This is a genomic window from Acidimicrobiales bacterium (assembly GCA_035512495.1).
Classification (GTDB): Bacteria; Actinomycetota; Acidimicrobiia; order Acidimicrobiales; family CADCSY01; genus DATKDW01.
In genome coordinates this window covers 59,785-70,933 of the sequence record DATKDW010000093.1, presented here as the reverse complement: position 1 = coordinate 70,933, position 11,149 = coordinate 59,785, and the positions used below count along the sequence as shown (strand labels likewise).

At 72.2% G+C, this 11,149-nt stretch carries 14 protein-coding genes; 8 read left to right on the top strand and 6 right to left on the bottom strand.

Translation table 11 applies throughout. The features are described from left to right. On the top strand, positions 1–305 hold a 305-nt coding region (locus VMN58_13550; protein HUF34224.1), incomplete at its 5' end, for an ArsC/Spx/MgsR family protein. 3 nt (positions 306–308) lie between these two features. Here VMN58_13550 and VMN58_13545 read toward each other — a convergent pair. Further along, positions 309–968, bottom strand: coding sequence for an O-methyltransferase (locus VMN58_13545; protein ID HUF34223.1), 660 nt, complete (start codon positions 966–968; stop codon positions 309–311). Positions 969–982: 14 nt separating this feature from the next. Continuing rightward, positions 983–2,044 (bottom strand): ice-binding family protein, encoded by a 1,062-nt coding sequence (locus tag VMN58_13540; protein ID HUF34222.1) that lies wholly within the window; start codon positions 2,042–2,044, stop codon positions 983–985. A 134-nt stretch (positions 2,045–2,178) separates the two neighbouring features. Here VMN58_13540 and VMN58_13535 point away from each other — a divergent pair, with 134 nt between their 5' ends. After that, positions 2,179–2,511 carry an ArsR family transcriptional regulator gene (locus VMN58_13535; protein ID HUF34221.1) on the top strand — a complete coding sequence of 111 codons (333 nt, stop codon included), beginning with the start codon at positions 2,179–2,181 and terminating at the stop codon, positions 2,509–2,511. On the opposite strand, the gene VMN58_13530 is transcribed toward VMN58_13535, so the two are convergent. Continuing rightward, positions 2,508–3,329, bottom strand: coding sequence for an acyl-CoA thioesterase II (locus VMN58_13530; protein HUF34220.1), 822 nt, complete (start codon positions 3,327–3,329; stop codon positions 2,508–2,510). The genes VMN58_13535 and VMN58_13530 overlap by 4 nt on opposite strands. Before the next feature lie 72 nt (positions 3,330–3,401). Between VMN58_13530 and VMN58_13525 the strand changes: the two genes are divergently transcribed. Genes VMN58_13525 through VMN58_13515 form a run of 3 tightly spaced genes read left to right on the top strand, consistent with a single transcriptional unit; the run spans position 3,402 to position 6,045 of the window. Beyond that, positions 3,402–4,637, top strand: a complete 1,236-nt coding sequence (locus VMN58_13525; protein ID HUF34219.1) for a serine hydrolase domain-containing protein — start codon at positions 3,402–3,404, stop codon at positions 4,635–4,637. After that, on the top strand, positions 4,637–5,752 hold the full coding sequence (locus VMN58_13520) for a hypothetical protein (protein HUF34218.1): 1,116 nt from the start codon (positions 4,637–4,639) through the stop codon (positions 5,750–5,752). The genes VMN58_13525 and VMN58_13520 overlap by 1 nt, the downstream gene beginning before the upstream one ends. Beyond that, positions 5,749–6,045: a MoaD/ThiS family protein gene (locus tag VMN58_13515; protein ID HUF34217.1), complete on the top strand. Its 297-nt coding sequence runs from the start codon at positions 5,749–5,751 to the stop codon at positions 6,043–6,045. Before VMN58_13520 ends, VMN58_13515 begins: the two co-directional genes overlap by 4 nt. Before the next feature lie 20 nt (positions 6,046–6,065). Here the strand turns inward: VMN58_13515 and VMN58_13510 are convergent, their stop codons facing one another. From VMN58_13510 to VMN58_13500, 3 genes are read right to left on the bottom strand one after another with little or no spacing between them, the layout of a single operon-like run. Then, positions 6,066–7,025 carry a lytic transglycosylase domain-containing protein gene (locus tag VMN58_13510; GenBank protein HUF34216.1) on the bottom strand — a complete coding sequence of 320 codons (960 nt, stop codon included), beginning with the start codon at positions 7,023–7,025 and terminating at the stop codon, positions 6,066–6,068. Positions 7,026–7,068: 43 nt separating this feature from the next. Then, complete coding sequence (locus tag VMN58_13505) at positions 7,069–8,307, bottom strand: PQQ-dependent sugar dehydrogenase (protein HUF34215.1); 1,239 nt, start codon at positions 8,305–8,307, stop codon at positions 7,069–7,071. 38 nt (positions 8,308–8,345) lie between these two features. After that, the gene (locus VMN58_13500; protein ID HUF34214.1) at positions 8,346–9,206 is read right to left on the bottom strand and encodes an acyl-CoA thioesterase II; all 861 of its coding nucleotides are present in this window, start codon (positions 9,204–9,206) and stop codon (positions 8,346–8,348) included. A gap of 99 nt (positions 9,207–9,305) precedes the next feature. Here VMN58_13500 and VMN58_13495 point away from each other — a divergent pair, with 99 nt between their 5' ends. The 3 genes from VMN58_13495 to VMN58_13485 are packed head-to-tail and all read left to right on the top strand — an operon-like array spanning position 9,306 to position 11,137. Beyond that, positions 9,306–9,779: a GtrA family protein gene (locus tag VMN58_13495; protein HUF34213.1), complete on the top strand. Its 474-nt coding sequence runs from the start codon at positions 9,306–9,308 to the stop codon at positions 9,777–9,779. Between the two features lie 34 nt (positions 9,780–9,813). After that, positions 9,814–10,506 (top strand): thiamine diphosphokinase, encoded by a 693-nt coding sequence (locus VMN58_13490; protein HUF34212.1) that lies wholly within the window; start codon positions 9,814–9,816, stop codon positions 10,504–10,506. A 10-nt stretch (positions 10,507–10,516) separates the two neighbouring features. After that, positions 10,517–11,137, top strand: coding sequence for a class I SAM-dependent methyltransferase (locus tag VMN58_13485; GenBank protein ID HUF34211.1), 621 nt, complete (start codon positions 10,517–10,519; stop codon positions 11,135–11,137). Positions 11,138–11,149 lie beyond the last annotated feature (12 nt).

Sequence of the window (11,149 nt, the reverse complement as noted above, 5' to 3'; positions counted from 1 at the left end):
CGGCCAAGGCCATCCTCGACGAGCGCGGCGTCGACCACGTCGAGCGCCGCTACCTCGATGACCCCCCGACCGCCGATGAGCTCGACCGCGTGCTCACCGCGCTGGGCAAGGAGCCGTGGGAGGTGGCCCGCACCGGTGAGGACGTGGCCAAGGAGCTGGGCCTCATCGAGTGGCCGCACGACCGGGCCCGGTGGATCGACGCCATGGTGGCCAACCCGATCCTCATCGAGCGCCCCATCGTGGTGACCGACGACGGCCGGGCTGTCGTGGGCCGCCCGCCCGAGGCGGTGCAGGGGCTGCTCTGAGCCTCAGCGGCGGCGGGCGAGGGTGAGGCCATCGCTGATGGGAAGCATGACCACCTCGACGCGCTCGTCGGCCAGGGCGTGGTCGTTGAAGCGCCGGATGGCCTCGGTGTCGTCGTCGGTGATCGAGTCGTCGACCACCTGGCCACGCCACAGCACGTTGTCAACCAGCACGACCCCACCGGGGCGAAGGCGGGGAACGAGCTCGTCCCAGTAGGTGACGTAGCTACCCTTGTCGGCGTCGATGAAGGCGAGGTCGATGACGGGATCGGCCGGGAGGGAGCGCAGCGTCTCCGCAGCGGGGGCGATCCGCAGCTCGATGCGCCCCTCGACGCCGGCATCGGCCCAGTGCTCCCGGGCCACGTCGGTCCACTCCTCGCTCACGTCGCAGCACAGGAGGTGCCCGTCGTCGGGCATGCCCATGGCGATCGACAGCGCCGACAGGCCGGTGAAGGTGCCGACCTCCACCGCCCGTCGCACGCCGAGGAGGCGGGTGAGCACCGTGAGGAACGACGACTGCTCGGGGGCCACCTGCATGCGGGCGACCGGGCCGAGCTCGGCGGTGGCCGCGATCAGCCTCAGGCGGACGTCGTCGAGGGGTGTGCTGTGCTCCACCAGGTAGCGGTGGACCTGCTCGTCGAGGGCGAACGACTTCGGGTCAGCCACTCCCTCGAACCTAGCTAGCCCGCCTCGTCGATGCGCCGGAGCCGGGGGGTGGTGCGGTTGGCGACCACCACGAGGATCCCGCCGAGCGCGACCGACAGGAGCCCGGCTGTGGCCAGGGTGGTATCCGATCCGGTGAAGGGCAGGGTGGGTGTGGCGGTGAGGGTGACGGAGCTGTCGTCGCCGGGAGCCGGCAAGGGGGTGGCGGTCGCAGTGCCCTCATCGGTGGGTTCGGTGGGGCTGTCGATCGGGACCGCAACCGCCGGCGCGGTGGTCGTGGTGGTCGCGTCCGGCGCGGTGGTCGTCGTGGTGGTCGTCGTGGTGGTCGTCGTGGTCGTGGTGGTCGTCGTCTCGTCCGGGGCCTGGGCGGCGCAGAACGCTGCGGTGACGGTGTTGTTGATCAAGGTGACGGCGCCGTTGCGTGCCAGCAGCCGTCCCTGCACGGTGGCGCCGTTGTTGGCGGTGATCGACGTCAGCGCCAGCACGTTGCCGACGAAGCTTGTGGTGGTATCGAGGGTGGCGGAGCTGCCAACCTGCCAGAAGACGTTGCAGGCTTGTGCGCCGTTGATCAGGTTCACGGAGCTGCCCGAGGCGGTGATGAGCGTGCTGCCGGCCTGGAAGATGAAGACGGCGTTTGGGTCGCCCATGGCATCGAGGGTGAGGGCGCCGGTGATGCCGAGCGTCGTGTTGCGGTAGACGCCTGGTTGGAGGGTGCGCCCTCCGAGCTCGGTGGCCACCGCCGTGAAGGGCGTCCGCCCGGCCGCGTCGTTGTAGGCGGTGACGAGGTCGGTCTTCGCCTGGGCCGCCACGGCGTCGGCTATGTGGATGGCGCCGTTGACCGTGCCCGGGGGGAAGCCGGTGACGGCCGTCCCGGGGTGGATGCCGAGGTCGCCGTTGATCACGGTGTTTCCGGTGTTGGTGATCTCGGACCCGGCAAGCACGGCGAAGCTGCCGGCGGTGCCGAGGCCGACCGTGGGTTGGGCGCTCTGAGCGCCGGCAGGGAGGGTGCCGAGGGCGAGCAGCGTGGCCGCCAGCACGAGGGCGGACCGTCGGGCGAGGCGAGGAGCTCGAGCGTTCATGGTGGGTTCTCTTTCCGTCGTGTGCCGAGCTGTCGGTCGTCGGAGCGACCGACCCTCCGAGAGGAAGTACAGCAACCGTATACCAGTTAAAACTCCCTAGCAATTCTTTTCTAGTTATGAGTATCCTATGTCTTGTGCCGACCTGGAGCTTCCTCACCAACCACGCCCGGGCGTTGGTCGCCGTCGCAGACCAGCCCGATGCCCGGTTGCGCGAGCTCGCGATCGCCATCGGGGTCACCGAGCGCACCGCCTTCGGGATCGTCGCCGACCTCACCGCGGCGGGCTACGTGGTGAAGGAGCGCGACGGGCGGCGCAACCGCTACCACGTCCAGGAGCACCTCCAGCTGTCGGATGACCTGGGTCCCGACCGGACGATCGGTGAGGTCCTCGACCTCCTGGTCGCCGCCGAGAGCCGCCCGCCCGCCTCCGACCACCGTCGCCGCCACAACGACGCGTCCTCTCGCTAGGGCAGCGGCGCCGTACCGGCGTCGCGGAGCAGCGCTTCCTGGGCGAGGGAGGCGACGAGGACGCCGTCGCGGGTGTGCATGGTGCCGCGGGCGAGGCCCCGTGAGCCGGCGTTCGACATCGGGTCCACCGAGAAGAGCAGCCAGTCGTCGGCTCGCGCCGGGCGGTGGAACCAGAGGGCGTGGTCGAGGCTGGCGCCCATGAACCGGGCGGGGAGGGAGGAGCCCGGTGCCCGGGCGCTGCCGACGACGCCCATGTCGGAGATGAAGGCGAGCACGCAGGCGTGGAGGGCGGGGTCGTCGGGCAGCGGGCCCTTGGTCCGCACCCAGAAGGGGTGGATGATCGGGAACCCGCCGGGCGCCGGCTTGGAGACGGGCCGGAGCTCGAAGGGGCTCATCGATGCGAACCTGGTGAAGGGCGAGTCGGGCGCCTCGAACGACTCGGGGTCCGGCGCGCCCGGGGCGGGGAGCTGCCAGTCGTCGCCGGCCTCGGCGATGTGGAACGAAGCGGTGAGGCTGAAGATGGGCTCGCCGTCCTGGCTGGCGGTCACGCCACGGGTCGTGAACGAGCGGCCGTCTCGCAGGCGGTCGACCTCGAGGCGCAGCGGCGTGCCTGGCCGGCCGGGTCGCATGAAGTAGGCGTGCAGCGAGTGGGGGAGGCGGTCCTCGCCCACGGTGAGGGTGGCGGCGCGCAGGCTCTGGCTGGCGACCTGGCCACCGAAGAGCCGCTCGGGTCCGTCGCTGGGGGTGGGCGCGACGAAGGCGTCGCCGTCCTCCTCGAGGTCGAGGAGGCGCAGGATCCGGGACATGTCGTCGCTCACGCCCGTCGGTTCTAGCAGCCGCCGTCGCCTATCCTGACCGGCGGGTCAAGACTTCGACGAGGGGGACGTGCCATGGGTGGACCGACGATCGAGATCGACGCCGACGAGGTGGGCTTCGACCCGGACCGGCTGGCCCGGCTCGACACCCACTTCCGGCGCTACGTCGACGACGGCCGGCTGCCGGGCTGGCTCATGCTCGTCGCCCGCGCCGGGAGCATCGCTCACCTGAGCACCTACGGGCATCGTGACGTCGAGGCGTCGACGCCGGTCGAGGTCGACACCATCTTCCGCATCTACTCGATGACGAAGCCGATCACGTCGGTGGCGGCGATGATGCTCTACGAGGAGGGGGCATTCGAGCTGAAGGACCCGGTCGAGCGCTACATCCCCTCGTTCGCCGGGGCCCGCGTCTACCGCAGCGGCTCGACGATGAACCCGGTCACCGAGCCGATGTCGGAGCCGATGCGGCTCTGGCACCTCCTGACCCACACCTCCGGGCTCACCTACGGCTTTCACCACGCCCACCCCGTCGATGCCATGTACCGCGCCGCGGGGTTCGAGTGGGGCACACCGGAGGGGGCCGACCTCGCCGCCACCTGCGACCTGTACGCCGGCCTCCCCCTGCTCTTCCAGCCGGGCAGCGAGTGGAACTACGGGGTCTCGACCGACGTCCTCGGCCGGGTGATCGAGGTGCTCTCGGGCCAGTCGCTCGACGCCTTCTTCCGCGAGCGAATCTTCGAGCCGCTCGGCATGACCGACACCGCGTTCTTCGTCGAGGAGGCCGAGCTCGACCGCCTGGCGGCCCTCTATACCCGGAACCCCTCGACGGGCACGACCCTGCGCATCGACGCCATGGGGAAGGCGGCCGAGTCGGCACCGGCGTGCCTCTCCGGCGGCGGGGGCCTGGTCTCCACCGCGGGCGACTACCACCGCTTCAGCCAGATGCTCCTCAACGGGGGCGAGCTCGACGGCGTGCGCCTCATCGGCACCCGCACGCTCGAGTACATGAGCCGCAACCACCTGCCCGGCGACGCCGACCTCGAGACCTTCGGCCGACCGCTGTTCGCCGAGACCAGCTTCGACGGGGTGGGCTTCGGCCTCGGGTTCTCCGTGGTGCTCGACGCCGCCAAGAACAAGGTCCTCTCGAGCGAAGGTGAGTTCTCGTGGGGCGGGGCGGCCAGCACCCTGTTCTGGGTCGACCCGGTCGAGCAGATCACCGCCCTGTTCCTGACGCAGCTGCTCCCCTCGAGCACCTATCCGCTGCGCCCGCAGATGAAGCAGCTCGTCTACCAGGCGCTCGTCGACTGATGGCAGGCATCCGGGTGCTCGTCGGGACGAGGAAGGGTGCGTTCATCCTCACCTCGGACGGGAAGCGGAAGGGGTGGGAGGTGGTCGGGCCCTTGTTCGGCGGCTGGGAGATCTTCCACGTCGCCGGCTCGCCGGCCGATCCCGACCGGCTCTGGGCGTCACAGTCGACCTCGTGGTTCGGCCAGCTGATCCAGCGGTCGGACGACGGTGGGCGCACGTGGGACCCGGTTGGCAACGAGTTCCGCTACGAGGGTGTCCCCGGCACGCACCAGTGGTACGACGGCACACCCCACCCGTGGGAGTTCGCCCGGGTGTGGCACCTGGAGCCGTCGCCCACCGATCCCGACACGGTGTGGGCAGGCGTCGAGGACGCCGCCCTCTTCCGGTCGGTCGACGGCGGCGGGTCGTGGCAGGAGCTGCCCGGCCTGCGCGGCCACGGCTCCGGCTCGGCGTGGCAGCCGGGTGCCGGTGGGATGTGCCTGCACACGATCGTGCTCGACCCGGTCGACGTCGCCCGGATGTTCGTCGCCATCTCCGCCGCGGGGGTCTTCCGGACCGACGACGGGGGCGAGACGTGGCGACCGACCAACAACGGCCTTCACTCCGAGTTCCTCCCCGACCCCGACGCCGAGGTGGGCCACTGCGTGCACCGCCTCGCCCAGCATCCCAACCGACCTGACGTGCTGTTCATGCAGAAGCACTGGGACGTGATGCGAACCGACGACGCCGGCGAGTCCTGGCACGAGGTGAGCGGTGACCTGCCGACCGACTTCGGCTTCGCCATCGACGTCCACACCCACGAGCCCGACACCATCTACGTGGTGCCCATCACCAGCGACTCGGAGCACTATCCGCCCGATGGCGTGCTGCGGGTGTACCGGAGCAGGACCGGGGGCGGCGAGTGGGAGCCGCTGGGCCGGGGGCTCCCGCAGCGCCACTGCTACGTGAACGTCCTCCGCGACGCCATGGCCGTCGACGCCCTCGACCCGTGCGGCATCTACTTCGGGACCACCGGCGGCCAGGTCTACGTCTCGGCCGACGAGGGCGACAGCTGGGAGCCGATCGTGCGCGACCTCCCCGCCGTGCTCTCCGTGGAAGTCCAGACCTTGCCGTGATCCGGGTCGTGCTGCCGGCTCACCTGCGCCACCTCGCCGACGTGGTGGGAGAGGTGCAGCTCGAGCTGGACGGGCCGGCGACCCAGCGGGGCGTGCTCGACGCGCTTGAGGCGCGCTTCCCGGCCCTGCGCGGAACGATGCGCGACGGCGAGACCGGCCATCGCCGCCCCTTCATCAGGTTCTTCGCCGGTGAGGAAGACCTGTCCCACGAGGGCCCGGACGCGCCGCTGCCGGAGGCGGTCGTCGGCGGCACGGAGGTGTTCTACGTCGTGGGAGCCATCGCCGGCGGGTAGCTCCCGGGGCGGCGCTCGCGTCAGCGGGGGCCGGCGCCGTTGGCCACGTCGGCCTCGGTCACGGCGCGCGATTCGGGCTCCTCGTAGCCGATCCTGAGCCAGACGTCACCGAGGGTCGTGGCGTAGAACACCTGCCACTCGTGGTAGCCGAGGTGGGCGCGCTCGTCGGCCCGGATGCGCTCGGCGAAGGCGGTGACCGCCCGCTTGTACCAGCCCGTGGGCGCCGGGTTGTAGCGGTGCAGGGCGTTGTCGAGGTTGCACGGCGCGCCCTCGCGGCAGTCGCCGCCGTTGGCGGCCATGTACCGCGCAGCCGACACGATGGCGTCGCGGTTGTCGTTGATGTCGCCCTCGCCGTAGGCGTCCCACGTGCTCGGGATGAACTGCATCGGACCTTGAGCACCGGCGGTGCTGATCCCACGGAGGCGACCCATCCGGCTCTCGACCAGGTGGACCGCGGCGAGGTACTCCCAGGGCACGCCGTGGAGGGACTGGCCCTCCTCGTAGTACCGGCGGAGCTCGTCGGCCGGAGCAGCCTCGACGATCCTCCACGCCGGGAGGGTGTCGCGCAGGCGCAGCGTCGAGCGGAGCTCGCGGTTGGCGTCGACGTTGGCCCGGGCGATGGGGCGCAGGCCCTCGGGGAGGGCGGCGTCGACGGCCTCGTCCCACTCCGGGCGGGTGCTGAGGGCCCGGTAGACCACCTGCTGGAGGCGGCCGGCGGCCCGGAGCTCGTCACCGGTGGTGGCCGGGTCGGCGATGGCGCCCTCGGCGTGGACGATCTGGGCGGCGAGGCCCTGGGGGTCGTCGGCGGCCCGGGGGTCGAGGTCGGGTGCCGTGGTGGTGGTCGTCTCCGGTGGCGTCGTGGTGGTGTCGGCGGCGGTGGTGGTCGTCGCGGCGCGGTCGATGCCGGCGTCGTCGCCACCCGCGCAGGCCGCGGTCAGGGTCAGGAGCGCGAGGAGGAGGCGGGCAGAGCGGGGGGGCACGGCTGTCCAGGGTAGGGCCGCGGCGGCCGCCCGAGGCATCGGCTCAGGCGGCCTCGAGGCGCCAGACGCTTCCCCCGAGGGACAGCACGTACAGCTCGCCGGCGGCGTCCTGGCCGAACGACGCCAGCGTGCCCGGGTCGACCCCGACGCCGAGGGCGGCCTCGGCCGTGACCTCGCCCCTCTTCACGGCGATGGCGTGGACCTGGCTCTCGCAGTAGTCGCCCCACACGTACGCGCCTACGAGGGCCGGGACGGCCGAGCCCCGATAGACGTGGCCACCGGTGACCGAGCACCGCGCACCGGTCCGGGCGTACTCGAACACCGGGAGGGTGTGGTCCGCCGGCGGCTGGCCCTCGAACGCCTCGCTGCCCTCCAGGCGGTTCCAGCCGAGGTTGGCGCCCCGCCCGGTGCCCTCGGCTGCCGGCAGGTGGTTGACCTCCTCGACCCGGCTCTGGCCCACGTCGGCGATCCAGAGGTCGTCGGTGGCCCGATCGAAGGTGAAGCGCCAGGGGTTGCGGAGGCCGTAGGCCCAGATCTCGGCCCGGCCGCCTCCGTCCACGAAGGGGTTGTCGGCCGGGATCCCGTAGGGGTCGTCGCCGTTCGGGCGGGGGTCGATGCGCAGGAGGCTCCCGAGCAGCGTGGAGGTGTCCTGGCCGTTGCCATGGGGATCGCCGCCGCCCCCTCCGTCGCCGAGGCCGTACCAGAGGAACCCGTCGGGGCCGAACGTGATGTGCCCGCCGTTGTGGTTGCCGAAGGGCTGGGCCACCTGCATCACCGTGCGTGCCGAGGACTCGTCGAGCTCGTCGGGGGCGTCGCCCATGGCGTACTCGACGAGGAGGCTGTCGCCGCCCGGGTCGGTGGAGCTCACGTACAGGCGGTCGCCGTCGGGGCTGAAGGCGAGGCCGAGGAGGCCCCGCTCGGCGTCGGTGGTGGTGGCGGCGGTGATGTCGAGCAGGGGGGTGGGGTCGACGTCGTCGCCCCGGAGCAGTCGCACCCGCCCCGCCCGCTCGGCGAGGTAGAGGACGTCCTCGTGGCCGGGGCGGACGGCCATGGCCACCGGGGCGTCGAGCCGGGCGACCTCGACCAGGCGGACCCGCACGTCGTCGAGCGACGGCGACTCCTGCTCGGTCCCGGGCTCGTCGGTGGGAGCCTCGGTGGTGGGCGCCCCCTCGACGGTGCCGGTGGGCTGCGGTGTCGACGCCGCGCCACCGTCGTCGCCCCCGCAGGCGCCAGCGACGAGCGCCACGGCGACCAGGGCGAGCAGGGCGATCCGGGAGGTCATGACGCCCATTCTCGGCGCGCCGGAGGTCGCGCTCGGCCTCAGGAGCGGCCGATCGCCCGGATCAGGCCTTCCTGGACCACCGACACCGCGAGGTGGCCGTCGGCCGTGAAGATCAGGCCCCGGCTCAGGCCCCTGGCACCCGACGCAGAGGGCGTGTCCTGGTCGTACAGCAGCCACTCGTCGACGCGGAAGGGCCGGTGGAACCACATGGCGTGGTCGAGGCTGGCCATCATCAGCTCCCCGTCCTGCCAGCTCCGGCCGTGGGGCAGGAGGGCGGTGTCGAGCAGGGTCATGTCGCTGGCGTAGGTGAGCACGCAGGTGTGGAGCAGCTGGTCGTCGGGGAGCCGCCCGTCGGCCCGCAGCCAGATTCGCTCGCTGTGGCGCGTCCCGGCGTCGGGGCCCCGGAGCCGGCCCGGCGCCTCCACGTAGCGGAGGTCGATCGGTCGGGGGCGGTGGTACCACTCACCCATCTCCTCGGCGACCGGGGCGTAGCGCTCCTGGAAGGTCGGGAGGGACTCCGCAGCGGGCACGTCAGGCATGGCGGCCTCGTGGTCGAGGCCGGGTTCGTCCACGTGGAACGAGGCGGCCAGGTTGAAGATGGCGCGGCCGTGCTGGATGGCGACGACCCGGCGGGTGGTGAACGAGCGCCCGTCGCGGATCCGGTCGACCTCGTAGAGGATGGGCACGGCCGGGTCGCCGGGCCGGAGGAAGTAGGCGTGGAGGGAGTGGACGTGACGGTCCTCGTCGACGGTCCGGGCCGCTGCCACGAGGGCCTGGCCGGCCACCTGGCCGCCGAAGACCCGCTGGCGGGCGTCGTCGGGGCTCACCCCCCGGAAGATGTTGACCTCGATCGGCTCGAGGTCGAGCAGCTCGACCAGGTCGTCCAGCGGAGTCGTCACGACGGCACCCTAGAGGGCCGACATCGAGCGCTGGCGGGCACGGTCCACGAGGAGCCCGGCGCGTGCGGCGGCGACGGTCACGGGCGATAGCGTTGACCGGTGGCCGTGCACACCCTCGTCGATCTCGCCCGCACCCACGCCGACCGTCGCTTCGTCCGCTACGCGGGCGTCTCGGCCGTGGCCGTCACCGTCACCCAGGTCCTGCTCCTGGTCTGCAACGTGGTCCTGGGGCTGTCGCCGGCGCTGTCGAACGTCATCGCCGTCTCCATCGCGTGCATCCCGTCGTACGTCCTCAACCGCTACTGGGTGTGGGGCAAGCGCGGGCGCAACCGCTTCTGGCGGGAGGTCTTCCCGTTCTGGTCCATGGCGGTGCTCGGCCTGGCGTTCTCGACGTTGCTGGTCCACTACGCCGCCCAGTGGAACGACGCCCCCCTCGTGGTCAACGCCGCCAACCTCCTGGCGTTCGGTTCGCTGTGGATCCTCAAGTACTTCATCCTCGACGCCATCCTCTTCAAGGTCGTCGCAGCCCACGATGCCCACGACGAGGACGACGAGCTCGCGACCTCGAGCTGAGGCCCCGAGGCTGCGGGCTCGGTAGCCTCCGGTCGTGGAGGTCGCCCCCGTGCACGTCGTCGTGCTCGCCGGCGGTGACCCGGTGGAGCCGTGGGTGGCCGACTGGTTGCCCACGGGGGCCTACGTCGTGGCGGCCGACTCCGGCCTCGCCCAGGCCGACACCCTGGGCCTGCGGGTCGACCTCGTGGTGGGCGACCTCGACTCGGTCGACCCCGACGCCCTGGAGGCGGCGGTCGCCGCGGGCAGCTCAGTGGAGCGCCACCCGGCGGCCAAGGATCACACCGATCTCGAGCTGGCCGTGCTCGTGGCCAAGCGGCTCGGTGCCCGGCGGCTCACCCTCGTCGGGGGGCACGGAGGCCGCCTCGACCACGCCCTCGCCAACGTTCTCGCCCTGGCCCAGCTCGGCTTCGCCGGCATCACCATCGACGCCGTGATCGGTCGGGCCCGCGTCGCCGTCGTCCACGACGAGGTGGTGCTCGATGGCGACCGGGGCGACCTGGTGTCGCTGCTCCCTGCCGGGGGCGCGGTGTCGGGCGTGCGGACGTCGGGGCTGGCGTTCGCCCTCGACGGCGAGGACCTCGAGCCGGGCACGACCCGTGGGGTCAGCAACGAGATGGTGGCGACGCGGGCCACCGTGTCGGTCGAGGCCGGGGTGCTGCTCGTGGTCCGCCCCGGGGGCGCGGGCCGGCTCCTCGAGGGTGGCGAGGTGGTCCCGCCGGGTGCGTAGCCTGACCGCCATGCACCCGTCGTTGCGAGAGGTGGCCGAGGAGGCCGTCGGCTTCATGCCGGCCGACGAGGGTGACGCCCTCTGGGAGGCGGGGATGGACGCCGGGCTGGCCGTTCCTGGCGCGCCGTTCGTGGAGATCGGCAGCTGGTGCGGCAAGTCGTCGGTCTACCTCGGCGCCGCCGCCCGGGAGCGGGAGGCGGTGCTCTTCGCCGTCGATCACCACCGTGGCTCGGAGGAGAACCAGCCCGGCTGGGAGTGGCACGACGCCTCGCTCGTCGACCCGCACGCCGGGCAGATCGACACCCTGCCGGCCTTCCGGGCCACCATCCGGCGGGCGGGCCTCGAGGAGTCCGTCATCGCCGTCGTGGGCGACTCACCCGTGGTGGCCCGGCACTGGTCGACGCCGTGCGCCCTGGTGTTCATCGACGGTGGTCACGGTGCCGAGCCTGCCCACGCCGACTACGAAGGATGGTCGCCGAAGGTCGCCCCCGGGGGGCTCCTCGCCATCCACGACGTCTTCCCCGACCCCGCCGATGGCGGACGCCCGCCCTACGAGATCTACCTCCGGGCCCTCGACGACGGGTTCACCGAGGTCGGCATCACCGGGTCCCTGCGGGTGCTCCGCCGCTGACGAGCTTCCCCC

What these genes read in the sequence shown, in the direction of transcription:
- VMN58_13525 (HUF34219.1), top strand. Translation starts at nt 3,402, where the DNA reads ATGGGTGGACCGACGATCGAGATCGACGCCGACGAGGTGGGCTTCGAC.
- VMN58_13485 (HUF34211.1), top strand. Translation starts at nt 10,517, where the DNA reads ATGCACCCGTCGTTGCGAGAGGTGGCCGAGGAGGCCGTCGGCTTCATG.
- VMN58_13505 (HUF34215.1), bottom strand. Translation starts at nt 8,307, where the DNA reads ATGACCTCCCGGATCGCCCTGCTCGCCCTGGTCGCCGTGGCGCTCGTC.
- VMN58_13520 (HUF34218.1), top strand. Translation starts at nt 4,637, where the DNA reads ATGGCAGGCATCCGGGTGCTCGTCGGGACGAGGAAGGGTGCGTTCATC.
- VMN58_13540 (HUF34222.1), bottom strand. Translation starts at nt 2,044, where the DNA reads ATGAACGCTCGAGCTCCTCGCCTCGCCCGACGGTCCGCCCTCGTGCTG.